This window comes from Stenotrophomonas sp. SMYL41 (genome assembly GCF_036319965.1).
GTDB classification, from domain to species: Bacteria; Pseudomonadota; Gammaproteobacteria; order Xanthomonadales; family Xanthomonadaceae; genus Stenotrophomonas; species Stenotrophomonas maltophilia_R.
Genome location: NZ_JAWIRX010000004.1, coordinates 108711 through 134072, shown reverse-complemented (window position 1 = coordinate 134072; position 25362 = coordinate 108711). Strand labels below are relative to the sequence as shown.

General features: G+C 66.2%; 21 protein-coding genes. 10 read left to right on the top strand and 11 right to left on the bottom strand.

Annotated elements, in window-relative coordinates:
- Positions 1 to 207: 207 nt before the first annotated feature.
- From V3B30_RS06485 to V3B30_RS06475, 3 genes are all read right to left on the bottom strand, one after another.
- Positions 208 to 1494 carry a DUF445 family protein gene (locus V3B30_RS06485; RefSeq protein ID WP_262084476.1) on the bottom strand — a complete coding sequence of 429 codons (1287 nt, stop codon included), beginning with the start codon at positions 1492 to 1494 and terminating at the stop codon, positions 208 to 210.
- Positions 1495 to 1611: 117 nt separating this feature from the next.
- Positions 1612 to 2490 carry a plasmid replication/partition related protein gene (locus V3B30_RS06480; protein WP_262084475.1) on the bottom strand — a complete coding sequence of 293 codons (879 nt, stop codon included), beginning with the start codon at positions 2488 to 2490 and terminating at the stop codon, positions 1612 to 1614.
- A 63-nt stretch (positions 2491 to 2553) separates the two neighbouring features.
- Positions 2554 to 3906, bottom strand: a complete 1353-nt coding sequence (locus V3B30_RS06475; RefSeq protein ID WP_262084474.1) for an aspartate aminotransferase family protein — start codon at positions 3904 to 3906, stop codon at positions 2554 to 2556.
- Between the two features lie 104 nt (positions 3907 to 4010).
- Here V3B30_RS06475 and V3B30_RS06470 point away from each other — a divergent pair, with 104 nt between their 5' ends.
- Together V3B30_RS06470 and V3B30_RS06465 are read left to right on the top strand one after the other, a co-directional pair.
- Positions 4011 to 5507 (top strand): aldehyde dehydrogenase, encoded by a 1497-nt coding sequence (locus V3B30_RS06470; RefSeq protein WP_262084473.1) that lies wholly within the window; start codon positions 4011 to 4013, stop codon positions 5505 to 5507.
- A 134-nt stretch (positions 5508 to 5641) separates the two neighbouring features.
- Entirely contained in the window at positions 5642 to 6943 is a 1302-nt protein-coding gene (locus V3B30_RS06465) for an MFS transporter (RefSeq protein ID WP_100471808.1), read from the top strand.
- Here V3B30_RS06465 and V3B30_RS06460 read toward each other — a convergent pair.
- The 4 genes from V3B30_RS06460 to V3B30_RS06445 form a co-directional block, all read right to left on the bottom strand.
- Positions 6924 to 7385, bottom strand: coding sequence for a bacteriohemerythrin (locus tag V3B30_RS06460; protein ID WP_100471809.1), 462 nt, complete (start codon positions 7383 to 7385; stop codon positions 6924 to 6926). The genes V3B30_RS06465 and V3B30_RS06460 overlap by 20 nt on opposite strands.
- Positions 7386 to 7470: 85 nt before the next feature.
- The gene (locus V3B30_RS06455) at positions 7471 to 8814 is read right to left on the bottom strand and encodes a diguanylate cyclase (RefSeq protein WP_100471810.1); all 1344 of its coding nucleotides are present in this window, start codon (positions 8812 to 8814) and stop codon (positions 7471 to 7473) included.
- A 94-nt stretch (positions 8815 to 8908) separates the two neighbouring features.
- A complete protein-coding gene (locus V3B30_RS06450; RefSeq protein WP_262084472.1) occupies positions 8909 to 10471 on the bottom strand; it encodes an MASE1 domain-containing protein in 1563 nt (520 codons plus the stop codon).
- Between the two features lie 127 nt (positions 10472 to 10598).
- Positions 10599 to 10772 (bottom strand): hypothetical protein, encoded by a 174-nt coding sequence (locus V3B30_RS06445; RefSeq protein WP_157804594.1) that lies wholly within the window; start codon positions 10770 to 10772, stop codon positions 10599 to 10601.
- Positions 10773 to 10929: 157 nt separating this feature from the next.
- On the opposite strand from V3B30_RS06445, the gene V3B30_RS06440 reads away from it, so the two are divergent.
- A complete protein-coding gene (locus tag V3B30_RS06440) occupies positions 10930 to 11418 on the top strand; it encodes a hypothetical protein (RefSeq protein WP_087922044.1) in 489 nt (162 codons plus the stop codon).
- A gap of 159 nt (positions 11419 to 11577) precedes the next feature.
- Here the strand turns inward: V3B30_RS06440 and V3B30_RS06435 are convergent, their stop codons facing one another.
- Complete coding sequence (locus V3B30_RS06435) at positions 11578 to 13170, bottom strand: MASE1 domain-containing protein (RefSeq protein WP_262084471.1); 1593 nt, start codon at positions 13168 to 13170, stop codon at positions 11578 to 11580.
- A 225-nt stretch (positions 13171 to 13395) separates the two neighbouring features.
- Positions 13396 to 14673 carry an FAD-binding oxidoreductase gene (locus V3B30_RS06430; RefSeq protein ID WP_315973644.1) on the bottom strand — a complete coding sequence of 426 codons (1278 nt, stop codon included), beginning with the start codon at positions 14671 to 14673 and terminating at the stop codon, positions 13396 to 13398.
- Positions 14674 to 14834: 161 nt separating this feature from the next.
- On the opposite strand from V3B30_RS06430, the gene V3B30_RS06425 reads away from it, so the two are divergent.
- The 3 genes from V3B30_RS06425 (at position 14835) to V3B30_RS06415 (ending at position 18191) form a co-directional block, all read left to right on the top strand.
- A complete protein-coding gene (locus V3B30_RS06425; protein ID WP_262084470.1) occupies positions 14835 to 15596 on the top strand; it encodes a gamma-glutamyl-gamma-aminobutyrate hydrolase family protein in 762 nt (253 codons plus the stop codon).
- A complete protein-coding gene (locus V3B30_RS06420) occupies positions 15593 to 16990 on the top strand; it encodes a glutamine synthetase family protein (RefSeq protein ID WP_014036577.1) in 1398 nt (465 codons plus the stop codon). The genes V3B30_RS06425 and V3B30_RS06420 overlap by 4 nt, the downstream gene beginning before the upstream one ends.
- 91 nt (positions 16991 to 17081) lie before the next feature.
- Complete coding sequence (locus V3B30_RS06415; protein WP_014646565.1) at positions 17082 to 18191, top strand: polyamine ABC transporter substrate-binding protein; 1110 nt, start codon at positions 17082 to 17084, stop codon at positions 18189 to 18191.
- Between the two features lie 39 nt (positions 18192 to 18230).
- Here V3B30_RS06415 and V3B30_RS06410 read toward each other — a convergent pair whose 3' ends face one another.
- Positions 18231 to 19631: an NAD(P)-binding domain-containing protein gene (locus V3B30_RS06410; protein WP_262084469.1), complete on the bottom strand. Its 1401-nt coding sequence runs from the start codon at positions 19629 to 19631 to the stop codon at positions 18231 to 18233.
- 272 nt (positions 19632 to 19903) lie between these two features.
- On the opposite strand from V3B30_RS06410, the gene potA reads away from it, so the two are divergent.
- The 4 genes from potA (at position 19904) to V3B30_RS06390 (ending at position 24256) form a co-directional block, all read left to right on the top strand.
- Entirely contained in the window at positions 19904 to 21040 is a 1137-nt protein-coding gene (gene potA, locus V3B30_RS06405) for a polyamine ABC transporter ATP-binding protein (protein ID WP_057500238.1), read from the top strand.
- Positions 21037 to 21969, top strand: a complete 933-nt coding sequence (locus V3B30_RS06400) for an ABC transporter permease subunit (protein WP_100471817.1) — start codon at positions 21037 to 21039, stop codon at positions 21967 to 21969. The genes potA and V3B30_RS06400 overlap by 4 nt, the downstream gene beginning before the upstream one ends.
- A complete protein-coding gene (locus V3B30_RS06395) occupies positions 21966 to 22808 on the top strand; it encodes an ABC transporter permease subunit (RefSeq protein ID WP_100471818.1) in 843 nt (280 codons plus the stop codon). The genes V3B30_RS06400 and V3B30_RS06395 overlap by 4 nt, the downstream gene beginning before the upstream one ends.
- A gap of 83 nt (positions 22809 to 22891) precedes the next feature.
- Positions 22892 to 24256: an NAD-dependent succinate-semialdehyde dehydrogenase gene (locus V3B30_RS06390; RefSeq protein WP_262084468.1), complete on the top strand. Its 1365-nt coding sequence runs from the start codon at positions 22892 to 22894 to the stop codon at positions 24254 to 24256.
- A gap of 81 nt (positions 24257 to 24337) precedes the next feature.
- Here the strand turns inward: V3B30_RS06390 and V3B30_RS06385 are convergent, their stop codons facing one another.
- Positions 24338 to 25360, bottom strand: a complete 1023-nt coding sequence (locus V3B30_RS06385; protein ID WP_087922051.1) for a magnesium and cobalt transport protein CorA — start codon at positions 25358 to 25360, stop codon at positions 24338 to 24340.
- Between the last annotated feature and the right edge of the window lie 2 nt (positions 25361 to 25362).

Genomic DNA, 25362 nt, shown 5'->3' with positions numbered 1-25362 from the left:
GTCCCATCGACGGTGCGCCGCCCGCTTGGTGCGGGCGACCCGGTAGTCGGGGGATGTACACGGGCGAAGGGGCGGGTGGGTGCGTGCTTCCGTGCCCCGCTTGGCTAAGCGTACAACCGATCAGCAAATGATAGGCATTCGCATTTCGTTAATCAAGCGTGACGGATTCTCCCCACGCAGGGCGTGCATCGACAGCCGGATGGGTTCCTAGAACCTGAACACCACCGTCGCCGCATGCAGCAACAGGCCGATCAGCCCGCCTACCAGTGTGCCGTTGAAGCGGATGAACTGCAGGTCGCGGCCCACGCTCAGTTCCAGCTGCTCGACCAGGTGCCGCTCGTCCCAGCTCTTCACGGTCTGCGCGATATGCGTGGTCACGCCCTCGCGCAGGCGGCCGGTCAGGCGCTGCGCACCCTCCAGCAGGTGCTGGTTGATGGCCTCGCGCAGGGCCGGGTCGGCCTGCAGGCTGCTGCCCAGCGAGGCCAGGCTGCGCTGCAGGTGGCCGACCAGCGCCGAGTCCTCGCGCTGCAGGTCCGCGCGCAGGCCGGCGTGGATGCGCGCCCACAGCCCCTGCACGTACTCCTGCAGGGCCGGGTGGTCGATCATTTCCTGCTTGAGCTGTTCGATGCGCTCGGCCAGGGCCGGGTCCTCGCGCAGGCGCTGCACGTAGTTCTGCAGCCAGCTTTCGTAATCCTGGCGCAGCGGGTGCTGCGGCTCGGCCAATACCTGCTGCAGCTCTTCCAGCACTGCCCGCGCCAGGCGCTCGGCCAGGCTGTCGCCAATCTCGTCGATCGGCTTGACCCAGTTCACCGTGCTCGACAGCGTCGGCCATTCGCGCTGGATGTAGCGCACGATCAGCTGCGAGGCGCGTTCCTTCACCTCTGGCTGCTCCAGCCAGCGCCCCAGGCGCTGCAGGCCCTCGTCCAGCACGCGCTGGTGGCGCCCGTCGGCGGTCAGCAGGGCCAGCAGCTCACCGGCGGTGGCGGCGGCATTCCACTGCCGCAACTGCTGCACCACGAAGGCATGCAGCTGCCGGCGCACCGCCGTTTCGTCGAAGAAGTTCAGTGCCTGCAGGGCCCAACCACGGGCCATGTCGGCCAGCATCCGCGAGCGCGCCGGGTCGGCCAGCCAACTGCCGAGACGGCTGGCCGGATCGAACACCTGCAGCTTGGCCAGCAGCACCTGCGGTTCCAGGAACTGGTCGCGCACGAACAGGGCGAGGCTGTCGCCGATGCGTTCCTTGCTGCGCGGGATGATCGCGGTGTGCGGAATCGGCAGGCCCATCGGCCGCCGGAACAGGGCAACGACGGCGAACCAGTCGGCCAGTGCGCCCACGGCTGCGGCCTCGCAGAACGCCGAGACCCAGGCCCAGACACCGCGTTCGCCTTGCCAGTGGCTGACCGCGAAACCGGCCAGCATCAACAGCAGCAGGCCCAGCGCGAGGGCTTTCAGGCGCCGCAGCTGAGCGCGGCGCGGATCGTGGGCAGGCGTCATGCCTGAAGTCTACCTGCCAGCGGATGAGCAACGGGTAGTGCCAGCCGCTGGCCGGCATCGGCAACGCACCCGGAACGTTCATGGGGTTGCCGGCCAGCGCCGGCACTACCCGCTGGTTCAGAGTGCTTCGAGCTGCTTGCGCAGCGCGGCCAGCTGCGCGCGCAGGGTGTCGTTCTCGCGGGTCAGCGCGACCACGCGGCGGCGCAGTGCCGGTGCATCCTCGCCCAGCTGCTCCAGCGCCGACAGAACCTCCGCGTCGCGGCTGGCGATCTGCTCCTCGTCCGCTTCCTCGAAGTCCATCTCGGCCGGTTCAGGCTTTGGCGCGCGCGGCTTGCGCTTGGACTCGCGCACGCGCTTGGCGGCCTGCTTCAGCTCGTCCTTGCCACCGGCGGCGGCGGCACGCTGCTCGTCTTCCGGCAGGTCGGCCACGGCGGCGGCAGCGCTAATCGAGATCACGCCGGCCTTCACCGCTTCCACCACCTCGGCCGCGGCCTGGGCATGGATGCGTTCGATCATGCCGACCTGGCTGGTGCTCAGCTTGGCCTCGCGGGCCAGCTCGGCGCGGCTGATCTTCGGTGCCGGTTCCCACGGCGGGTTGTCCTCACCCGCGTCTTCAACGACGTCGGCGGTGCCGTCGCTCTCGCGCTGCAGCTGCGCCTGCTCGACCTGCTTGCGGGCGGCCAGGATGTCGCGCTTGCGCAGCGCCAGCACGCCGCGCTGGAAGTCGGACACGCTGCGCCGGCCCAGGTGCTGTTCGATCATCCACAGGTGCACGTCTTCCATGCTCTGGAAGCGGGTGTTCTGCACGGTGTTGAAGGGCAGGCCGTGCTTCTGGCAGATGCCGAAGCGGTTGTGGCCGTCGACCAGCACATCGCCCCACAGCACCAGTGCATCGCGGCAGCCTTCGGCCAGGATGCTGCGCTCCAGCGCGTCATGTTCGTCCGCGGTCAGCGGGTCGATGTAGGCCTTCAGTTCTTCTTTGACGACGATATCCATGGGCACGGCAGCGAGCAGGAGCGGAACCGCCCATTGTACCCGCTCGCTACCCCGGGCCAGGGCTCAGGCGGTGGCCCGGATCATCTCGCCCAGGGTGCCGGTGATCTGGTCGATCTGCGCCTTGTCCACGATCAGGGGCGGCGACAGCGCGATGATGTCGCCGGTACAGCGCACCAGCAGGCGGCCATCGTGGAAGCAGCGCCGGAACACCTCGTAGCCACGGCTGCCGGGGGCATCGCGGCGCGGCGCCAGTTCGACCGCGCCGACCAGCCCGAAGTTGCGGATGTCGATCACGTTGGGCAGGCCCTGCAGGGCATGCAGGCGTTCCTGCCAGTATTCGCCCAGTTCGATGGCACGCTCGAACAGGCGTTCCTCGGCATAGACCTCCAGCGTGGCCAGCGCTGCGGCGCACGCCAGCGGATGGCCCGAATAGGTATAGCCATGGAACAGCTCGATGGCCTGTGGCGGCGCCTGCATCAGGGCTGCATGCACGGCGTCGCTGGCCAGCACGCCGCCCAGCGGTACTGCACCGTTGCTGACCGCCTTGGCGAAGGTCAGCAGGTCCGGGGTGACCCCGAAGCGCTGCGCAGCGAACGGCATGCCGACCCGGCCGAAGCCGGTGATGACTTCGTCGAACACCAGCAGGATGCCGTGGTGATCGCACAGTTCGCGCAGGCGCTGCAGGTAGCCCGGCGCGGGCAGGATCACCCCGGCCGACCCGGCGATGGGTTCGACGAATACGGCGGCAATCGTCGAGGCATCATGCAGCGCGATCAGTCGTTCCAGGTCGTCGGCCAGCTCCGCGCCCTGGCGTGGCAGGCCCCTGCTGAACGCATTGCGTTGCAGGTCAAGGGTATGCCGCAGGTAGTCGACGCCGCCCAATTGCAGGCCGAACGCTTTGCGGTTGTTGGGCAGTCCGCCCAGCGCCATGCCGCCGAAACCGACCCCGTGGTAGGCCTTCTCGCGGCTGATGAAGCGGGTGCGCTGGCCCTCGCCACGCTGGCGGTGATAGGCCAGCGCGATCTTCATCGCGGTATCCACCGCCTCGGACCCGGAGCTGGTGAAGAACACATGGTTGAGCGGGGCAGGTGCCAGCGCGGCCAGCCGCTGCGCCAGCGCGAAGGCCGGCGGCGAGCCCATCTGGAAGGCCGGCGAGTAGTCGAGGGTGCGTGCCTGCTCGACGATGGCCTCGACGATGCGCGGTCGTGCGTGGCCAGCATTGCAGCACCACAGGCCGGCGGTGCCGTCGAGGATCTGGCGGCCGTCGACATCTTCGTAGTGCATGCCTTCGGCGCGTACCAGCATGCGCGGGGCGGCCTTGTACTGGCGGTTGGCGGTGAACGGCATCCAGTACGCGTCCAGTGACTCAGGGCGCTGGGTGGCCAGGTCGTGCAGGTCGCTTTCGGGACGCTTCATGCCAGCTCCATCGGGTCCGATGCGACGAATGTAGCGCAGCCGCGTCACGATGGAGTCGCGGCGGTCCCGGTATAACCAAGGCTCGTTGAATGTTGGAGCTTCCCATGGCCGATTTCCCCGACCGCAGCCACTGGCAGGCGTTGGCGCTTCAGCTGTCGATACCCGGCCAGGCCTTCATCGACGGCCGTTATGTCGATGCGGCCAGCGGTGCCCGTTTCGACTGCATCAGCCCGATCGACGGACGTGTGCTGGGGGCGGTTGCCGACTGCGACGCGCAGGACGTGGAACGTGCGGTACTGGCCGCGCGGCGCAGCTTCGAGGCGGGGCACTGGTCACAGGCCAGTCCGGCCCACCGCAAGCGCGTACTGCAGGCACTGGCCGCACTGGTTGAAACGCACGCCGATGAACTGGCGCTGCTGGAAACCCTGGACATGGGCAAGCCCGTGCGTGACGCCCGCCGTATCGACCTGCCCGGCGTGGTGCGCTGCCTGACCTGGACTGCCGAGGCCGTGGACAAGCTGTATGGCGAGATCGCGCCCACCGGTCCGCACGAACTGGGACTGGTCACCCGCGAGGCGGCGGGCGTGGTGGCGGCCATCGTGCCGTGGAATTTCCCATTGCTGATGGCCTGCTGGAAGATCGCGCCGGCGCTGGCGATGGGCAACTCGGTGGTGCTCAAGCCTTCGGAGCGGTCGCCGCTGAGTGCGCTGCGGCTGGCGGCGCTGGCCGTCGAGGCCGGGCTGCCGGAGGGCGTGCTGAACGTGCTGCCCGGCCACGGTGCGCGCGTCGGTGAACCGCTGGCCCTGCACATGGACGTGGATGTGCTGGCGTTCACCGGTTCCACCGCCACCGGCGCAAAGCTGCTGGAGTATTCCGGCCGGTCCAACCTCAAGCGGGTCTGGCTGGAGTGTGGCGGCAAGAGCCCGCACGTGGTGTTCGCCGACGCTCCCGATCTGGACGCGGCGGCCAAGGCCGTGGCACAGGGTATCTTCTTCAACCAGGGCGAGGTCTGTACCGCCGGTTCGCGGTTGCTGGTACAGCGCTCGATCCGCGAGGATTTCGTGCACCAGGTGGTTGCCTACGGCCAGCACATGCAGCCGCGCCACCCGCTGGACGCCGACGCACCGATGGGCGCGCTGGTGGATGCCGCGCATCTGCACAAGGTGATGGGGGATATCGCGCGTGCCGAAAGCGAGGGCGCCCGCTTGCTGCTGGGCGGTCATCGCGCCGAGGTCGAGGCAGGTGGTTGCTATGTGCAGCCCACCGTGTTCGACCAGGTGAGCCCGGACCAGGCACTGGCGCGCGAGGAAGTGTTCGGGCCGGTGCTGGCGGTGCTGGGCTTCGATGACGAAGCCGAAGCGGTGCGCCTGGCCAACGACAGCCGCTACGGCCTCGCCGCCGGGCTGTGGACCCGCGATCTGGGCCGTGCCCATCGCGTGGCGCGCCAGCTGCGTGCCGGCAGCGTCTGGGTGAATGGCTGGGATGGCGGCGACATGACCGCACCGTTTGGAGGCTACAAGCAGTCCGGCAACGGGCGGGACAAATCGCTGCATGCGTTCGACAAGTACAGCGAGATCAAGGCCACCTGGATCCAGCTGTAACGACGCGGCTGCTCGACGCTGCAGAAGAATGGCGCCTGCCATCCTGGTTGGCATCGGTGTCGGCTGAAACCATCGCCCCGTGCGGCCATCGGCCCGTGGCAGAATCGGGCGATCCGCCGTTACCCGTGTTGCCGATGTCGACGATCACCGCTGCCGCGCCGCCCGTGAATTCTCCCCGCCGTGTCCTGCTGGCCAGCCTGATCGGCACCACCATCGAGTTCTTCGATTTCTACATCTACGCCACGGCCGCAGTGCTGGTGTTCCCGCACCTGTTCTTCCCGGACAGCAGCGAACAGGCTGCCCTGCTGCAGTCACTGGCAACCTTCGCGGTGGCGTTCATCGCACGCCCGGTGGGCTCGGCGGTGTTCGGCCATTTCGGCGACCGCATCGGCCGCAAGGCTACCCTGGTCGCTGCGCTGCTGACCATGGGCCTGTCGACGGTGCTGATCGGCCTGCTGCCCACCCATGCGCAGATCGGGCTGTGGGCACCGGCGCTGCTGGCGCTGTGCCGTTTCGGCCAGGGCCTGGGGCTGGGCGGCGAGTGGGGTGGGGCGGTGCTGCTGGCCACCGAGAACGCACCACCGGGCAAGCGCGCCTGGTACGGCATGTTCCCGCAGCTGGGCGCACCGCTCGGCTTCCTGTTGTCGGCCGGCATCTTCCTGGTGCTCGGCCGCTGCCTGAGCCAGGCCGATTTCCTGCAGTGGGGCTGGCGCATTCCGTTCGTGGCCAGCGCGTTGCTGGTCGGCCTTGGCCTGTGGGTGCGCCTGAATATCCACGAGACACCGGATTTCAAGAAGGCGCTCGAACGCAAGGCGCCGGTACGGCTGCCGATGTGGACGGTACTGCGTGACCATCCGGTGCCGATGCTGCTGGGCACGCTGGGCGCGTTCGCCACCTTCGTGCTGTTCTACCTGATGACCGTATTCAGTCTCGGCCATGGCACGGCGGTACTGGGCTACAGCCGTGAGCAGTTCCTGCTGATGCAGATGGCCGGCATGCTGTTCTTCGCGCTGGGCATCCCGTTGTCGGCGCGCTATGGCGACCGCTGGGGCACGCGCCGCACGATGATCGTGGCCAGCGTGCTGATCATCGGTTTCGGCGTGCTGTTCGCACCGCTGTTCCAGCCGCACAGCCCCGGGCTGGTCACGGCGTTCCTGTGCCTGGGCCTGTTCCTGATGGGGTTGACCTACGGCCCCTGCGGTACCTTCCTGGCCGAGATCTACCCGGTGGAAGTGCGCTACACCGGCGCCTCGCTGTCATTCAACCTGGCCGGCATTCTGGGTGCGGCACCGGCGCCGTACCTGGCCACCTGGCTGGCCGAACGCTTCGGCCTGGTTGCGGTCGGTTACTACCTGTGCCTGACTGCGGCAGCGACCCTGTGCGCGCTGGTGGCACTGCACCGGCGCGCGCTGCGGCTCAGCCAAAGAAGCGCTTGAGCGTGCGCCCCAGCCAACCGCCGCCCTGGTGTTCGCGGGCGAACTGGTTCAGGTGCGCCTTGACCTGTTCGGCGTAGGCCTGGTCATCGCCGCGGATGTGGTTGAACAGCCAGCGCGAGAGCATGGTGCGCAGTTCGTCGCTGATGTCTTCGCCGGCCTGGAAACGCATGCGGTATTCCGACACCCGCTTGATGAAGACCTCATGCACACGCTTGTGCGCGGCACAGAACGGATAGCCCGCTTCCTCCATCAGCTCTTCCTCGAACGCGAAGTGCGACATGGTGTAGTCGACCACCTCGTCGATCACTTCGCCCACCGCCGCGCGCTGCAGGCTGGCCTGCGCCACGTGCAGGTGGTTGAGCATCTCGATGATGCGGCGGTGTTGTTGGTCGATCACATCGATGCCGATGTTCAGATCGTCCTGCCAGACCAGTAGTGCCATCCCCGGCTCCCCTTCATGCCTATGTCGGGGCCGACTGTAGGGCTGCCGTGCGGGAACGGCGTTGATCTGGATCAAAGCGGGCCGGTCAGGGCAGGGCAGGCTCGCGCGGGCGCAGCGGGCTGGCCACCGTGGTGCAGCTGACCCGGTTGCGGCCACCGGCCTTGGCCAGGTACAGCTGGCGGTCGGCTTCGGAGATCAGCCGGTGCAGTGCATCACGCTGCGGGCGCAGGCAGCACAGGCCGATGCTGACGGTCATGCGCAGGGTGGCGGCGCCGATGTCCACTTCCAGCGCAGCAATACGCTGGCGCAGTTCTTCGAAGTACTGCAGTGCCTCATCCTGTTCCATGTCCGGCACCAGCAGGCAGAACTCTTCGCCACCGAAGCGTGCGATCAGGTCCTGGCTACGGGCGTGCGCGGCCACCGCACCGGCCACCGCGCGCAGCGCGTCGTCGCCGGCCTCGTGGCCGTGGGTATCGTTGATGTGCTTGAAGTGGTCGATGTCGATCATCGCCACCGCTACGCACTGGCCGTGCAGCTGCAGCTGCGGCAGCTGGCGTTGGCTCTGTTCCAGGAAACAGCGACGGTTGGGCAGGCCGGTGAGGAAATCGCGGGTGGCCAGGTCCTGCAGGGTGCCGATCAGTTCCAGCTGGTCGACGTTCTGCGAGACGCGGCAGAAGAATTCCTCGCGCGAGAACGGCTTGCGCAGGAAATCGTTGGCGCCGTTCTTCAGGAAGCGCGGGATCAGCGAGGCGTCGGTGTTGCCGGAAATGCCGATCACCGCCACCTTGTCGCGCGAGCGCAGGGTGCGCAGGCGGCGGGTGAATTCCACGCCCTGCATGCCGGGCATCTCCTGGTCGACCACCGCCAGGCGGATCGCAGGATGCGCCTCGATCGCGGCGAGGCCCTCGTTGCCGTCAGCGGCCTCGTGCACCTCATGGCCATACATGCGCAGCAGGGCGGCGGCATAGCCGCGCGCGGACGGCGAATCGTCGACCACCAGCGCGGCAATGCGGCGGTTGCGTTCCAGCCGCTGCACCAGCCACACCAGGTAGTCGATGCTGCCCGGGGTATTCTTCAGCACGTAGTCGATGATCTGCTGCTGCAGCACGCGCTTGCGCAGGTCCTCGTCGTAGACGCTGCTGACCACCACGGTGGGCAGGCCGCGCTTGAGGAAGAACTCAACCACCGCATCGCGGTCGCCGTCGGCCAGCACCAACCCGGTCAGCACCAGGAACCAGCCGCCATCCTCGCTCAGCAGGCGATCGGCCTCGGCCAGGGTGGAGGCGATCACCACCGGCAGTTCCAGGCGCTGCTCGATGGCTTCTCGCAGCATGCCGGTGAAGGCACGGGAGTTTTCGACCAGCAGGATCCGCTGCGGCAGCGGATCGGCCAGGTCGCCATCGACGGCGGCCTGCGGCAGGACGGGCATGATGCGGTGGCTCACGGAGGAGGGCTCGGCACGGATAGCGGCGGTTTCGGGCGCAACTTTAGCGGAGCAGCATGCCCTGCGCGTCGTTCCCCGATCAGGCAGGCGATGCGGATGCCGCCGATGTACCCGCAATCGATTCATGCAGGACGAGCCGGAGCCGGTTGCCACGGCAATGCACCGTGCCGCCGTAGGCCATTATCCGGCCGGCCAGGCGCTCGGTGGCCTGCCGAACGGTCCGGTTCGACAGTGTGCAACCGCGATCAAGCAGGCCCACGACCACCAAGATGCCGCGGCGATCGCCTGTCTGGCCGCTCCGGGCGCGCACGCTGACCTGTCCCGATTCCAACTCCAGCAGCAGCGACACCGCCTCGATCAGCGAGCGATAGATGGCGAGCTGCAGATCCACAGTCAGCAGGCAGGGGTTGCCCTCCAGCCGTGGCGGAATCACGCGATGGGTGTTGCTCCAGTTTTCGCATGCGCCGCCAACCCGCAGCGTGATGTACAGCCCAACCTGCTCCAGCCCCGTCGGGTACACCAGACTGGCCTGTTCACGGAACAGCCGCGAGTGCACGGATGAGGCGTGCTGCAGGCTGTTGGCCACCGCATGATGCCCCTGTTCCTTCAGCCAGCTGACCATCTCGCCGAGCGAGCTGTCCATCCCTTCGCCCAGCTGCTTGAGATGGGAGGCACGTTCGCGCAGCTCGCGCTCGCTGGTCTGGTGCGAGCTGCGTGCGAGGCGCAACGTGGTTTCCTCTGCCAGGCTTCGTGACTGCGCGCGTTGATGGTGATAGCTGATGCTGGATCCCAATGCGAGCAGCGCGACGCTCATCACGGCCATGTTCTGCTGGGTGGCAAACGTGCCCAGGTCGAACGAGGACGGTAGGCCGGTGCTGGGGGTGGCAAAATGGAGTGGAAGGTTCAACAGCGGAATCGCGATGGCCGCGCCACGCCAGCCATGCATGAAGGTCAGGGCGATGGCGGGCAGGGCGGCCAGCAGCACCATATGCGTCCGCGTGGTGTGGGCGCTGACGCTTGTCAGCTGCATGCACAGCCCCAGCACCAGCATCACCAGGATCGCCGAGACGGTGGGTGTGACAAAACGATGGGCCCAACCTGGGTCGGCGTGCCGTCGCGACCAGAGGAATGCCAATGGCACCAGGGTGATGATGGCGGCGAAGTGACCAAAGATCGTCCGATCGACCGCGTCCAGCAGGTTGCTCGGCGGCGGATTCGACCAGAGAACATATGAAATGCTCAGATTGAGAGCAGGGACGAACATGGCGGTGCAGATCGACAACGAAAGCAGCCAGAGGCCCGTGGCTGCCTCGGACGGCATTTTTTTCCGGTGCAGGTAAACCACCAGCATCGCCATCGGCATCAGCAGCGTCGACGCCAGGATGACCCAGTCCAGCCCGTAGCTGTCGATCATGGGGATGCGCAGGGTTGCGAAGTACGCATACTCGCCAAGTAGCAGGTAGGGCCACAGGCGGGTCGGGATGATCAGCAGTGCCGCTGCCCGGATGCCCGCGGGCAGGAAGAACTGATCCAGCGAGAACTGACGCGAGACAAGGCAGCTCAGGGCGTAGGCGGCCGCGAGCGCGATTCCGACGGGTCGGATCCGGAAGCTCAGTTCAATTGCTTCTTTGAATCGGTCCAAGCCCCCGCCTCTTGTCTCCCGGCCAATGATGGCTGGTCATTTCTGCAGACACTAGCGACAGTTGGAGACGGGCGCAATCGACGTGCCTGGCCTCCCTTATGCGCTGCAATCGGCGGCTTCCCACGCTTCATGGCGACACGCTCAGCAGTGCGGCGGCATGGCCACCTGCGGACGGTGAATCATCCACAATCAGCGCGTCCACGTGTCGATCGCGTTCCAGCCGCTGCACCAGCCACACTCGGCGGTTGATGCTGTCCGCTGTGTTCGCCATCACACAAACGACGATATCCTGCTGTTGCACGCGCTTGTCCAGGTCTTTGTCGCAGATGCCCCTGGCCCGCACCGTCGGCGGATTTCACTGCGGGTATTGGCGATTTCGGACGCAGCTTCGGCATGACATGGGTTTGCATCGATCCAGTCGATTATGTCCGATAGGCACTATGGAGTGCGCCCGGTATATGCTGATGCGATTGGCGGTAGCATCCTTCTTGATCCGTATTGCATCCAACCTGGAGGTTAGTGTGAGAAGTTTCCGAATTCATGCATTTGCTGGTGCATTGATGTTGGTGCCTGTATCCGTTTTTGCATTTGCCCCGAGTGACGACCATGGAATCAAGATGGCCGGCCAAGGGCTCGGCCAGTCGATTCCGCAGGCACAAGACCTGAGCGTGGATCCCGGCTGGTTGGTCTATGGGTTCGAGCGCGATGGCATGGATTATTTCCAGGTAAACGATCTCGCGGGGCACGTGCACATCGTGATCGGCAATGCTGCCGGCACGTTCTGGGTGCTGCCGGCAGGTGACCCATCTGCGAAGGTGTCGTTGCCGGAGCAGCGCCTGCCTGTTCCCGCCAAAGCCACCAGAACGGTTGTCTATCGGGCCTCCGCATTCACGCTGGTCAGGTATGCAAGCGGAGCTGATGTGTTGTGGGCGGTCGAGGCACCCTGATACTGCCTGTTGCCGGGATATCGGCGAGCTTCAGTATCAGACCGCGTGGGTACCCGGTGTTCGCCGGGTGCCCATGACGCACGGGACCAGGGGGATGTGCGAGATGCTTATGCCATTCTGTTGCGCTGGCTCGATCCGGTCGCGTGAATGTGAAAGGTACTACTGCAGCGCAGAGGGTGCGGGGCAGCTGTACCGCGATGGAGCACTGGGCGCTGTCTCAAGTTTGGTCTCGCGGTCGAGGAACAGAATCCTGACCCGGTTGCGATAGCAGTCAACGGTCCCGTCATAGGGAAGGGTTCGCCCGGTCAGTCGCTCGAACGCTGCCATGGTTGTCTGCTGGGAAAGGTGCCTACGCTGTTCCAGCAGTGACACGACCATGAGGATTCCGCGCCTGGAGCCCATTCCGCCGCATCTTGCACGAATGCGAATCTGACCGCCTTCATGCTTGAGAAGAATGGAGACCGCATCAATCAGTGTCCGGTAGGCGGCCAACTGCAGTTCCACGCTCAGGTTGCAGGGGTCGCCTTTCAGGTCCGGGCGGAGAACGCGTTCCGTCAGCTTCCATGACTCACGGATGCCACCAGCCTGCAAGGCCACGTAAAGCCCAAGATGCTCCAGGCCCGAGGGGTAGACCATGCTTGTCTGTTCGCGAAAGAGCCGCGAATGTACGTTCGAGGTATGCAGAAGGCTGCTGGCCACTGCGTGATGTCCCTGGGCCTTGAGCCAGTCGGCCAGCTCAACCAGCGACGTATCAATGCCGTCGCCGAGCCTGCGAAGGTGCAGGGCACGTTCACGCAGCTCCATCTCGTTGGCCAATTGCGAGCTCCTCGCAAGATGGATGGCGTCCCTTTCGCCCATCTCGCGCAGCCTGTAACGATGGTAGAAGTGGGTGATGCGTGATCCGAGCAGCAGCAATACGATGCCGCTGATCGCCATGATCTGCTGGGTGATGAAGGCTGCCGGATCGAATGCGGTTGGATGGGTGTTGGGCGTGGTCAGGCCGATGACCATGTTGAGCACCGGCACTGCAAGGGCAGCACCTCTCCAGCCATACAGGCAGGTAAGTGCGGCCGCTGGGAGTGCCAACAGCAGCAGGAAGGTTGCCTTCAATGCAATCCAGTCTGCGGGCAGTTGAGCCGCTGCTATCCCGATCAGCAGCATCGATGAAAGTGCTGCCAGCATCGGCGTCTTTCGTCGAGCGTTCCACTCCTGTGCCACGTCCTGTCGCGCCCACAGCATGGCGATGGGGGCCACCGTCAGAATGCCGATGAAATCACCCACGCTGAAGCGCGCGGCATTGGTCAGGAAGGGCGTGGAAGGGGGTGTTGGCCAGAGCAGATGGGAAAAGCTGAGGTTGAGCAGAGTAACAACGACGCTGGAAGCGGCGGCAATCAACAGGAGGCCGATCGTCTGCGACTCCGCCATCAGTCGCCGTTGCAGCTTCACAATCAGCATCACCGCTGGCATGAGGAACGCGGAGGCAACAATGACCCATGTCAGGCCGTACTTCTCGATCATCGGCACGCGGGACTGTGCAAAGTACGCATATTCGCCCAACAGCAGGTAGGGCCACAGGCGCGGCGGGCACAACAGCACGGCTGCCACCCGGATGCCGGCTGGCAAATAGAACTGATCCAGCGACAGCTGTCGGGTTGCCCAGTAGGCAACTGCATAAAGCAAGGCAAGCATCAGGCCAGCCGGACGAATGCGCACCTTCAGCAACAATCCTTCTTTCCACCAGTCCAATCGCACGTCCCCTTCTCCTACGTGTCCCCTGTCAGCATCCATTCGCCGCGGGGCCCGGTTTCTCAGGACGGTATCGGTCTGCGAACGATTATGCAATTGCACAGCTGCGCATTTAGGAAATTGTCCAGCCATCCATCACAGATGTTGCGTGAAATTCTGTGACGTGTGCAGCACGATCAGCGCTGCGGTACGTTTGTCAGAACGTTCAATACAGGTGGAGATGCAGAATCTTCACCACAACGCATCCCGCAGCTTGTACCACGACATCGCTGTCACCAGCAGCGGCATCCGCAGCAGCCGGCCGCCGGGGAAGGGCGCATGCCGCAGGCGCTGGAACACGTCCAGGCGCTCGCTCTGGCCGGCAATGGCGGCGGCGATCACCTCGCCGGCCAGCCCGGCGGCGGCCACCCCATGGCCGGAGAACCCCTGCGCGAAGTACAGATTGCCGTCCAGCCGGCCCCAATGCGGCGCGCGGTTGCGGGTAATGTCCACATAACCACCCCAGACCTGGTCCAGTGCCACGTCGGCCAACTGTGGGAACACCTGGTGCATGCGCCGCTGCATCACCCCGCGCAGGCCGGGTGGGGGCAGCGCCGAGTAGCTGGCGCGGCCGCCGAACAGCAGGCGGTGGTCGTGGCTGAGGCGGAAGTAATCCAGTGCCCAGGCGGTGTCGGCCACGGCCATGTTGTTGCCGATCAGGGCGCGGGCACGCTCGGCGCCGAGCGGCTCGCTGGCGCCGATATAGGTGCCGACCGGCATGATCCGCCGTTCCAGCTCGGGTAGCAGGCCCTGCAGCCAGGCGTTGCCGGCCACGACCAGATGCGCAGCGCGCACACTGCCCTGGGCGGTATGCAGGGACGGCTGTGGTCCGCGCTGCACGCGGGTCACTGCGGAGTTCTCGTGGATCACCACGCCGGCCGCGCGCGCCGCATCGGCCAGGCCGCGTGCATACGCCAGCGGTTGCAGGTGCGCGCTGAGCGGATCGAACATCGCGGCGCGGTAGCGCGGGCTTTCCAGCTGCGCGCGCAGGGCATCACGGTCCCACCATTGCATCGGGTAGTCGTAGTGGCGCTGCAGGTGCTCGCAGTTGGCACGCAGGTCGCGCTCATGCCGTTCGCGGATGGCGACGCTGGCATGGCCCTCCACCCAGTGGCAGTCGATGCCATGGCGGTCGATGCGCGTACGCATGGCCTGCACCGCATCGCGCGACCAGTCGAACAGGTGGCGCGCGTCATCACGGCCGAGCTGGCGCTCCAGTTCGTCCACCTCGCAGCCATAGCCCACCAGCGCCTGGCCACCGTTGCGACCGGACGCGCCCCAACCGATCCGCTGTGCTTCCAACAGCACCACGCGCTGGCCACGGGCGGCCAGTTCCAGCGCGGCGGTCAGGCCGGTGTAGCCGGCGCCGAGCACCGCCACATCGGCCTGCACATCACCCTGCAAAGGGGGCAGCGCGGCCGGCTCGGGCAGGCTGGCGGCGTACCAGCTGGGCGGGAAGACGGCGCTCACTGCAGGCCTCGCGGGCGCGGTGCGGGCGGGGAGAGCGGGGGAGGACGATCAGCATTCACCCGCCTAGTTTCGCCGATGCGCGACGGCCATGGTGTGACGGCGACGACTTGCCGCGTTCGCCGGGCGACGGGTAACGTGTGGGCACGCCAAGGAGTTTTCCCATGCGCCCCCTGCCCTGGGTGGGCCTGCCCACCGACAGTACCGTGCTCGGCCATCACCGTTTCGCGATGGCCGGCGAGAAGTACGTTCGCGCGCTGGCCGAGGCGGCCGAGGTGACCCCGGTGGTGTTGCCCAGCCTGCAGCCACCGCTGCCGGCCGGCAACTGGCTGCAGGGGCTGGATGGCCTGTTGTTGACCGGCGCGGTCAGCAATATCGAACCGCAGCACTACGAGGGTGGCCGTAGCTGGCCAGGCAATCCGCACGACCCCGCTCGGGATGCCAATGCCTTTGCGCTGCTGCGCGAGGCGCTGGCGCTGGACCTGCCGGTGCTGGCGATCTGCCGCGGCTTCCAGGAATTGAATGTGGTGCTCGGTGGCAACCTGCATCCGCAGGTGCATGCGGTGCCCGGCCTGGCCGACCACCGCGAAGACCCGCAGGCGCCGGTGGACGTGCAGTATGGGCCGGCCCATGGTGTGGCCCTGGCCGCCGATGGCTGGCTGGCGCAGTGGCACGGCACTGACCGCGCGCAGGTCAATTCGGTGCACGGGCAGGGTGTCGCCTGCCTGGCGCAGGGGCTGCAGGTGGAAGCCGTGGCCGACGATGGGCTGGTCGAAGCGGCACGCAGCCTGCACCATCGTTTCGTGCTCGGCGTACAGTGGCACCCGGAGTGGCGTGTCATGCAGGCGCCGTTCTATCACGCTATTTTCCGTGCATTCGGCCAAGCTTGCCGGCAGCACCAACAGAACCGACTGGATTCCCGATGAGTTCCCGAACGCGCCCGCGCAAGACGGCCACGCCCCCCGCACCGCAGGAAAGCACGCTGCTGCGCTGGCTGAAGGAGCGGCGCATCACCGAGGTGGAATGCCTGGTGCCGGACATCACCGGCAACGCGCGCGGCAAGATCATTCCCGCCGACAAGTTCTCGCACGACTACGGTACGCGCCTGCCCGAAGGCATCTTCGCCACCACCGTCACCGGCGAGTTTCCCGACGACTACTACGAGCTGACGTCACCGTCGGACTCGGACATGATGCTGCGCCCCGATCCGGACACGGTCCGGATGGTGCCGTGGGCGGCCGATGCCACCGCGCAGGTCATCCACGATTGCTACACCAAGAACGGCGAGCCGCACGAGCTGGCGCCGCGCAACGTGCTGCGTCGCGTGCTGGCAGCCTATGCCGAGCTGGGCCTGCGCCCGGTGGTGGCGCCGGAACTGGAGTTCTTCCTGGTGCAGAAGAACACCGACCCGGACTTCCCGCTGCTGCCGCCGGCTGGCCGTTCCGGGCGCCCGGAAACCGCGCGGCAGTCGTACTCGATCGATGCGGTCAACGAGTTCGACCCGATCCTCGACCTGATGTACGACTACGCTGATGCGATGAAGCTGGACGTGGACACGCTGATCCACGAATCCGGAGCGGCGCAGCTGGAAGTCAACTTCACCCATGCCGATGCGATGGACCTGGCCGACCAGGTGTTCCTGTTCAAGCGCACCATGCGCGAGGCAGCGATGCGCCACGGTGTCTATGCCACGTTCCTGGCCAAGCCGATGGAGAACGAACCGGGCAGTGCCATGCACATCCACCAGAGCCTGGTGCGGGTGAGCGACGGCAGCAATGTGTTCGCCGGCGAGACCGATGCCGAGGGCGAGTTCAGCCCGGTGTTCGGCCACTACCTGGGCGGCCTGCAGAAGTACGCGCCGCAGGCCATGGCGTTCTTCGCGCCGAACGTGAACTCCTACCGCAGGCTGGTGTTCGGCGAAGTCTCGCCGAGCAACGTCCATTGGGGCTTCGACAACCGCACCTGCGGCCTGCGCGTGCCGCTGGATACGCCGGAAAACATGCGTGTGGAGAGCCGTTTCGCCGGGTCCGATGCCAATCCCTACCTGGCGATGGCCGCGACCCTGGCCTGCGGCCTGCTCGGCATCCGCGAGCGGCTGGCACCCGATGCGCCGGTGACTGGCAGCGCCAAGGAACTGGGGTACAACCTGCCGCGCTCGTTGGGCGAGGCGCTGGACGGGCTGGAGCAGTGCAGCGAGCTGCAGGCGCTGCTGGGCGAGCGCTTCTGCCGGGCCTACATCTCGGTCAAGCGCAAGGAATACGAGACCTTTTTCCGCGTGATCAGCTCGTGGGAGCGCGAGTTCCTGCTGCTGAACGTCTGAGCATCCGGAATAGAAAAATCCGCCGCCGGGGGGTAGGCTGGCACCCGTCGCCGGCCCCGCCGGCCCCCCTTCCCGCATTCTGGAGCACCCGATGAAGCTGCGTATCCTCACGCTCGGCCTGGCCTCCGCCATGCTTGCCGCCTGTGGCGGTGGCAACGGCGGCGCGCAGGACAGCCAGGTCCTGAACGTCTACAACTACAGCGATTACATCGCCGAGGACACCATTCCGACCTTCGAGAAGGAGAGCGGGATCAAGGTGACCTACGATGTGTTCGACAGCGATGAGATGGTCGAGACCAAGCTGCTGGCCGGCAACAGCGGCTACGACGTGGTGGTGCCGACCCTGAACTTCTTCGGTCGCCAGATCCAGGCCGGCGTGTTCCTGCCGCTGGACAAGAGCAAGATCCCGAACCTGGCCAATCTCGATCCGGCGGTGATGAAGCGCATCGCCACCCAGGATCCGGGCAACCAGTACGGCGTGCCGTACATGATCGGCACCACCGGCATCGGCTACAACGTGGACATGCTGAAGCAGCGCTTCGGCGGCAGCGCCGACATCGCCAACAGCTGGGACCTGGTGTTCAAGCCGGAGAACATCAGCAAGATGAAGGACTGCGGCGTGACCATCCTGGACACGCCGGCGGACATGATCCCGATCGCGCTGCATTACCTGGGCCTGGACCCGCACAGCGGCGACCCGGCCGAGCTGCAGAAGGCCGCCGACCTGCTGAAGTCGATCCGCCCGTACGTGCAGAACTTCCACTCCTCCCAGTACGTGGGTTCGCTGGCCAACGGCGGTACCTGCCTGGTGGTCGGCTGGTCGGGTGACATCATCCAGGCCCGCGACCGCGCCGAGGAAGCCAGCAATGGCGTGCACGTGGCCTATTCGATCCCGAAGGAAGGTGCACCGCAGTGGTTCGACATGCTGGCAATCCCGAAGGATGCCAAGCACCCGGAAGCCGCCTACGCCTTCATCAACTACCTGCTGCAACCGAAGGTTGCTGCGGCCAACACCAACTTCATCCACTACGCCAACCCGGTGCCGACCGCGACGCCGCTGGTGGACGAGGCGATCCGCACCGACCCGACGATCTACCCGCCGGCCGACGTGGCCGAGAAGATGTTCACCTACTCGATCAACACGCCGGAGACCGACAAGCTCTACACCCGGCTGTGGACCGAGGTGAAGACCGGCCGATAAGCCGGTCGGGCGCCGCCGGGCCATGCCTGGCGGAACGCTTCACCCCTGGCCGGGAGCGGTACCGCCGCCCCGGCCAAGATGCCGCAGGATGGCGGGCAGCAGGTCGCGCGCATCGCGGCCGCCGTTGCACAGGAACGACGAACTCATCCGCTGCAGGTTGTGCATGCCGATGAAGAACAACCCCGGCTGCGGGGAAACACCGAACTCGCCGAGCGGATAGCCGTACGTATCCAGCACACCTTCCACGTCGAGCCAGGGCCATTCGGCGGCGAAGCCGGTGGCCAGCACCACCGAGCGGATGCCTTCCGCCTGCAGGTCCAGTTCACGTGGGGCGGCGTCCGGTTCCCAGTGCAGATAGACCTCTTCTGGAATGTAGCGGGCATCGTCCGTGCGCGGCTCGGGCCGCGTGGCGTAGTACGCACTGGCCAGCGAATCGAGGTAGTCGTACTCGGCCCGCGTGGCCTCGATTGCGGCCTGCAGCTGCGGGCGAACGTCGGCGAAGCGGGCGATGATCCCCTCAAGGCCCTGCAGCCGGCCCAACAGCGTGATGCCTTCCCGATGCATTGCCATCAGGCTGATCGAGCTGCCCCGCCCGTTGCGTCCCTTGCCGGAAATCAACGGAAATTCGGCGGTCCGCGCCTTGCGCAGCGCATCCGGCTCGCCGGCCAGTACGCCGGCCGTTTCGCCCACGTGCTGGTGGATGCGCCCGGCCATGTCCCACCACGTCATCGAGTCCTTGCCGCGCAGCCGGCGGGTATGCGAATGACGCTGGGCCAGAGACCAGTAAACCCTGCGCCCGCTGTCGCGCAGGTCCTGGGCGATCTGCGCACCGGACTGCCCACCGCCAATGACCAGCACGCCGCCATCGGGCAACTGATCGGCACTGCGGTAGTCCCCCGAGTGCAGCACCGCCAGGCCCGGCCCGGGCGCGAACGGGGCCCGTGGCATCCGGGCGCGGCGGTATTCACCGGTAGCGACCACCACCGCGCGGGCGTGGATCCACCCCTGGCTGCTGTCGATCACATAGCCATCATGCTCACGCGTGACCCGCTGTACTTCACAACCTTCGCTGATCGGCAGCGAGCGCTCGTCGGCATACTCGCGCAACCGGCGGATCACCTCCGCGGCGCCCATGAAGCCTTCCGGGTCTGCGCCTGCGTAGGCGTGGCCGTGCAGGGCCATCGTTGCGTTGGCGGTGTTGGTCTGGAACGAGTGCCAACGCCGTTGCCAGCTGGCACCCACGCTTTCGGCCTCCAGCACGCGATGCTCGACGCCGGCCTCCTGCAGCAGCGCACTGAGGGACAACCCGGCCTGGCCGGCACCGATGATGGCCAGCGGCAGCCTCGCAGGCAGGGAGCCCGGCGGGTGGGGCGGGAGAGGGCAGGGTCTGTGCGGGGAAATCACCAGGGCGGGTCCATGCAAGGCTTTGATCCGGGGCATTGCGCGGGGAATGCCCCGGGCCTTCAACAGATCCCGCTCTGAAAAACGTTGCATATCGGACCGTCGCCCGTGGTGTCTGCCGGGGCGGCTGCCTGGACAACCGGGGCAGCCCCGGCCTTTGAGCGGACAGGCCACGCTGGCGGGGGAAAACCGACACGCCTCGGGGTCCCCGGGCGGGCCTGCGGACGCTTCCGCCCGCCGCCGTCATATCCCCTTCGGCCCCCGGCCGTTAGAATGGCCGCCGCTGTCCACCGCCCGCTCCCGGAGCCCCCATGCCCGTTGAAGCCCAGCCGGTAGCCGCCGTCGTCGACACGACCGGTGCGCCCGGCTATCTCTCCATTCGTGATTTGCGCAAGGAATTCGACGGTTTCGTCGCCGTCGACGACGTCAACCTGGACGTGCGCAAGGGCGAGATCTTTGCCCTGCTCGGTGGCTCCGGCAGTGGCAAATCGACCCTGCTGCGCTGCCTGGGCGGCTTCGAGACGCCCACCAAGGGCAGCATCACCCTTGATGGCCAGCGCCTGGACGCACTGCCGCCGTACCAGCGGCCGGTCAACATGATGTTCCAGTCCTATGCGCTGTTCCCGCACATGACGGTCGAGCAGAACATTGCCTTCGGCCTGAAGCAGGATGGCCTGGGCAAGGACGCGATCAGCAAGCGCGTCGGCGAGATGCTGGACCTGGTGCAGATGGGGCATCTGGGCAAGCGCAAGCCGCACCAGCTGTCCGGCGGCCAGCAGCAGCGCGTGGCGCTGGCGCGGTCGCTGGCCAAGGGGCCGAAGCTGCTGCTGCTGGATGAGCCGATGGGCGCGCTGGACAAGAAGCTGCGCTCGCAGATGCAGCTGGAACTGGTCAGCATCATCGAATCCTCCGGCGTGACCTGTGTGATGGTCACCCACGACCAGGAAGAAGCGATGACCATGGCTACCCGCATCGCGGTGATGGATGCTGGCTGGATCCAGCAGGTGGGCAAGCCGGACGAGGTCTACGAGCAGCCGGCCAACCGCTTCGTCGCCGAGTTCATCGGTTCGGTCAACCTGTTCGACGGGGTGATCGACGAGGACCTGCCCGAGTACGTGACCGTGCGCTCACCGCTGTTCCCGGCACCGATCTACATCGCCCATGGCATCACCTGCTATGAAGGGCAGCCGGTCGCGTTCGCGCTGCGCCCGGAGAAGGTGATGATCGGCAAGGACGAACCGGAAGGGCACACCAACAAGGCGCAGGGCGTGATCGAGGACATCGCCTACTTCGGCAGCCATTCGGTCTACCACGTGCGCCTGCCCAGCGGCGCCAAGGTGCTGGCCAACTTCGCCAACTCGCAGCGCTGGGCCAGTGATGGCCTCACCTGGGGCGATGAAGTGTGGGTGCATTGGCGCGACAACGACGGCGTGGTGCTGACCTCATGAGCGTCGCCGGCCTGAAGCGCTGGCTGCCGGGGCTGCGTGCCACGGTGATCGGCATTCCGTACCTGTGGCTGCTGCTGTTCTTCGCAGTGCCGTTCCTGATCGTGCTGATGATCAGCTTCTCGCTCAGCCGGGTCGGCTCGCCGCCGTATACCTGGTTGCTGCAATATGCCGACGGCGGCTTCTCGCTGAAGCTGAACCTGGAAAACTACCTGGCGCTGTTCCGCGATTCGATCTATGCGCAGGCTTTCCTGAGCTCGATCAAGATCGCAGCCATCTCCACGTTCCTCACCCTGTTGATCGGCTATCCGATGGCCTACGCCATCGCCCGCCTGTCGCCGGCCGCGCGCAACGTGGCGATGATGCTGGTGGTGCTGCCATCGTGGACCTCGTTCCTGATCCGCGTGTATGCGTGGAAGGCGATCCTGGACCGCAACGGCCTGCTCGACCAGTTCCTGCAGTTCACCGGCCTGCAGGCGCTGATGACGTCGATGGGGCTGCCGAAACTGCAGTTGATCGATACGCCGACCGCCGCCTACATCGGCATCGTCTACTGCTACCTGCCGTTCATGGTGCTGCCGCTGTACGCCAACCTGGTCAAGCACGACCACCGCCTTCTGGAAGCGGCCTACGACCTCGGTGCCAAGCCGTGGCAGGCGTTCCTGCGCATTACCCTGCCGTTGTCGAAGGCGGGCATCATCGCCGGCTGCATGCTGGTGATGATCCCGGCGGTGGGCGAATTCGTGATCCCGGAAATGCTGGGTGGCTCGGAGACACTGATGGTGGGCCGCCAGCTGTGGAACGAGTTCTTCAACAACCGCAACTGGCCGGGAGCTTCGGCGATGGCGGTGGCGATGATCCTGTTGCTGCTGGTGCCGATCCTGCTGTTCAACCGTTCCCAGCAGCGCCTGCTGGAAGGGAAGCAGGCATGAGCCCGCGTAGCGCAAAGGGCCTCGGGCTGGGCGTGCTGCTGCTCGGCTTCGCCTTCCTGTACCTGCCGATCCTGCTGCTGATGTTCTATTCGTTCAACAGCTCGCGGCTGGCGATGGTCTGGGCCGGGTTCTCCACCCGCGCCTACAGCGACCTGTTCGCCGACCGCGCGCTGATGGATGCAATGTGGACCAGCCTGGTGGTGGCGTTCTGGACCGCCTGTACCGCCACCGTGCTGGGCACGTTGGCGGCGATGGTGATGACCCGCTTCAAACGCTTCCGCGGCAAGCCGCTGTTCGGTGCGCTGGTCACCGCGCCGCTGGTGATGCCGGATGTGATCCTCGGTTTCTCACTGATGGCGCTGCTGGCCTCGATGGGGGCGATTCCCGGCTTCCCCGCACGTGGCCTGGCCACCATCTGGATCGCGCACGTCACCTTCACCCTGTGCTTCGTCACCGTGGTGGTGTCTTCGCGCCTGCAGGAAATGGACCTGTCGCTGGAAGAAGCGGCGATGGACCTGGGTGCCAGCCGGCTGACCGTGTTCACCCGCATCACCTTGCCGATCATCGCGCCGGCGCTGGTGGCGGGCTGGTTGCTCGCCTTTACCCTGTCGCTGGATGACGTGGTGGTGGCCAGCTTCGTGGCCACGCCGGGCTCGACCACGCTGCCGATGAAGGTGTTCGCCTCGGTGCGCATGGGTATCAGCCCGAAGATCAACGCGCTGGCCACACTGCTGGTGTCGGCGGTGTCGATTGCCGCAGTGATCGGCTGGTACATCAACGCCCGCGCCGAGAAACGGCGCCAGCGTGACCTGCAGCTGGCACGGCAGGACAACGGCTGAGGCCGCGGTCTGTCGGCTGATCCGGCAACATCCGGCTCACGGGCAACGGCGCACAATGGGGGTCTTCCAGATGGAGATCCCCCATGACCGTCGAGATCATCGACCCGGCCACCGGCCAGGTGACCTACCGCCATGAACTGATGGGTGCAGCCGACATCGAGCAGCGCCTGCAGTCTGCTGCCGAGGCGTTCCCTGGCTGGGCCGATCGCTCGCTGCAGGAACGCGGCGCGATCCTGCGCCAGGTTGCCGCGCAGCTGCGCGCGCGCCGTGACGATCTGCAGCAGGCGATGACCCACGAGATGGGCAAGCTCAAGGCCGAAGCGCTGGCCGAGGTCGACAAGTGCGCCGCGGCCTGCGAGTACTACGCCGATCACGCGGCCGACTACCTCAAGCCGCAGCTGATCGACACCGAGGCCCAACGCAGCTATGTGCGCTACGAGCCGATCGGCTGCGTGTTCGCGGTGATGCCGTGGAATTTTCCGATCTGGCAGGTATTCCGCTTCCTCGCGCCGGCGTTCATGGCCGGCAACGTGGCCCTGCTCAAGCACGCCAGCAACGTGCCGCAGTGTGCCGACCTGATCCTGGCGGTGTGCCGTGACGGCGGCCTGCCGGACGGCGTGTTCGACGTGCTGCATATCGACAACGACCAGGCCGCCGACGTGCTGCGCGACGCACGGGTGAAGGCGGTGACGCTGACCGGCAGCGAACGGGCAGGGCGATCGATCGCCTCCAATGCCGGCAGCCAGCTGAAGAAATCGGTGATGGAACTCGGTGGCAGCGATGCCTTTGTGGTGCTCGACGATGCCGACCTCGACAAGACCATTGCGGCGGCCGTGAAGTCGCGCTTCGACAACAGCGGGCAGACCTGCATCGCAGCCAAGCGCTTCATCGTGGTCGATGCGGTGGCCGATGAGTTCACCCGGCGCTTTGTTGAAGCCGCAGGCGAGCGCCAGTACGGCGATCCCGGCGAACGCAGCACGACGCTGGCGCCAATGGCGCGCGCGGACCTGCGCGATGAACTGCACAAGCAGGTGCAGGCCAGCGTGGCCAAGGGCGCCCGCATTCTGGTCGGCGGCGAGCCCATTGCCGGCACGCATGCGGGCTACCCGGCCACCGTGCTCGACCAGGTCGGTCCGGGCATGCCGGCCTATGACGAGGAACTGTTCGGTCCCGTCGCTGCGGTGATCCGGGTCAAGGACGAGGCCGATGCGCTGCGCGTGGCCAATGACACCCGCTTCGGCCTGGGTGGCAGCGTGTGGACGCAGGATCCAGTACGTGGTGAGCGTTTCGCCCAGCGCATGGAGTGCGGCGCGGCATTCGTCAATGCCATCGTCAAGAGCGACGCGCGGTTGCCGTTCGGTGGAAGCAAGCAGTCTGGTTTCGGTCGGGAGCTGGCTGACCACGGCATCCACGAGTTCATGAACATCAAGACTGTCTACGTGGCTTGATTCCGAACGCGGGCCATGCGCCACGACCAATGGTCGTGGCCTGGCGGTCTGGTGGGTATCGACTCTTGGTCGATACTCTCCCTATAACCACTTCGCGCGCTTGAACAACCGGTACAGGCCCACGCAGACGCCGCCCACGCCGACAATCATCAGCGGGTACGACCACGGTTCGCTCAGCTCGGGCATGTGGCTGAAATTCATGCCGTACCAGCTGGTGATCAGCGTCGGCGCTGCCAGCAGTGCGGCCCACGCGCCAAGTCGCTTGACCGTCTCGCCCTGCGCCAGGGTCACCAGCGACAGGTTCACGCTCAGCGCGGTGCCCAGCATCTCGCGCAGGGTGTCGATCACATCGCTGATGCGTACCGCATGGTCGTGCACGTCGCGCACGTAGAGCTTCACTTCATCGGGGATCAGCTCGCCCTGGTAGCGGCGCAGCTGCGCCAGCACATCCTGCAGCGGTGCCACCGCCATCCGCATCTTGTTCAGTTCGCGCTTGAGCTCGTACAGCCGCACCACCGTGCTGCGCTTGTAGTTGTCGGCAAAGATGTCCTTTTCCAGCAGGTCCAGGGTGTCGCGGAAGCGGTGCACGATGGGCAGGTAGTTGTCGACCACGAAGTCGGTCACCGCATACAGGCAGTACGACGGGCCCATCTTCAGCAGCTGCGGCTCGCGTTCCACCCGTGCACGCACCGGGGCGTAGGACAGCGAGGCACCGTGGCGCACCGTCACCAGGAAGCGCGGGCCGAGGAAGGCGTGGGTTTCGCCATACTGGATGCGTTCGTCCACCATCTGCGCGGTGGTCACCACCACGAACAGCGAATTGCCGTAGGTCTCGACCTTGGGCCGCTGGTGCGCGTTGCGCGCGTCCTCGATGGCCAGGTCGTGCAGGCAGAATTCCTCCTGCAGTTTCAGCAGCACATCGTCGTTGGGATCGTACAGGCCCACCCAGACGAAGCCGTTGCCACTGGCAATGACATCGCTGATGGCATCCAGGCTGATGTCGTGGCGTTTGCCCTCGTCATCGTAATGGACGCAGTTGATGACGCAGGCAGGGTTGGCCGAAGCAGGGGCGGAAGCGGAGGCGGGCAATGACATGCCCGCCATCG

Excerpts from the sequence above, each read along its gene's own strand:
- V3B30_RS06485 (WP_262084476.1), bottom strand. The coding sequence starts at position 1,494 with ATGACGCCTGCCCACGATCCGCGCCGCGCTCAGCTGCGGCGCCTGAAA.
- V3B30_RS06480 (WP_262084475.1), bottom strand. The coding sequence starts at position 2,490 with ATGGATATCGTCGTCAAAGAAGAACTGAAGGCCTACATCGACCCGCTG.
- V3B30_RS06475 (WP_262084474.1), bottom strand. The coding sequence starts at position 3,906 with ATGAAGCGTCCCGAAAGCGACCTGCACGACCTGGCCACCCAGCGCCCT.
- V3B30_RS06470 (WP_262084473.1), top strand. The coding sequence starts at position 4,011 with ATGGCCGATTTCCCCGACCGCAGCCACTGGCAGGCGTTGGCGCTTCAG.
- V3B30_RS06465 (WP_100471808.1), top strand. The coding sequence starts at position 5,642 with ATGTCGACGATCACCGCTGCCGCGCCGCCCGTGAATTCTCCCCGCCGT.
- V3B30_RS06460 (WP_100471809.1), bottom strand. The coding sequence starts at position 7,385 with ATGGCACTACTGGTCTGGCAGGACGATCTGAACATCGGCATCGATGTG.
- V3B30_RS06455 (WP_100471810.1), bottom strand. The coding sequence starts at position 8,814 with ATGCCCGTCCTGCCGCAGGCCGCCGTCGATGGCGACCTGGCCGATCCG.
- V3B30_RS06440 (WP_087922044.1), top strand. The coding sequence starts at position 10,930 with ATGCTGATGCGATTGGCGGTAGCATCCTTCTTGATCCGTATTGCATCC.
- V3B30_RS06425 (WP_262084470.1), top strand. The coding sequence starts at position 14,835 with ATGCGCCCCCTGCCCTGGGTGGGCCTGCCCACCGACAGTACCGTGCTC.
- V3B30_RS06420 (WP_014036577.1), top strand. The coding sequence starts at position 15,593 with ATGAGTTCCCGAACGCGCCCGCGCAAGACGGCCACGCCCCCCGCACCG.
- V3B30_RS06415 (WP_014646565.1), top strand. The coding sequence starts at position 17,082 with ATGAAGCTGCGTATCCTCACGCTCGGCCTGGCCTCCGCCATGCTTGCC.
- V3B30_RS06410 (WP_262084469.1), bottom strand. The coding sequence starts at position 19,631 with ATGCCCCGGATCAAAGCCTTGCATGGACCCGCCCTGGTGATTTCCCCG.
- potA (WP_057500238.1), top strand. The coding sequence starts at position 19,904 with ATGCCCGTTGAAGCCCAGCCGGTAGCCGCCGTCGTCGACACGACCGGT.
- V3B30_RS06400 (WP_100471817.1), top strand. The coding sequence starts at position 21,037 with ATGAGCGTCGCCGGCCTGAAGCGCTGGCTGCCGGGGCTGCGTGCCACG.
- V3B30_RS06395 (WP_100471818.1), top strand. The coding sequence starts at position 21,966 with ATGAGCCCGCGTAGCGCAAAGGGCCTCGGGCTGGGCGTGCTGCTGCTC.
- V3B30_RS06390 (WP_262084468.1), top strand. The coding sequence starts at position 22,892 with ATGACCGTCGAGATCATCGACCCGGCCACCGGCCAGGTGACCTACCGC.
- V3B30_RS06385 (WP_087922051.1), bottom strand. The coding sequence starts at position 25,360 with ATGGCGGGCATGTCATTGCCCGCCTCCGCTTCCGCCCCTGCTTCGGCC.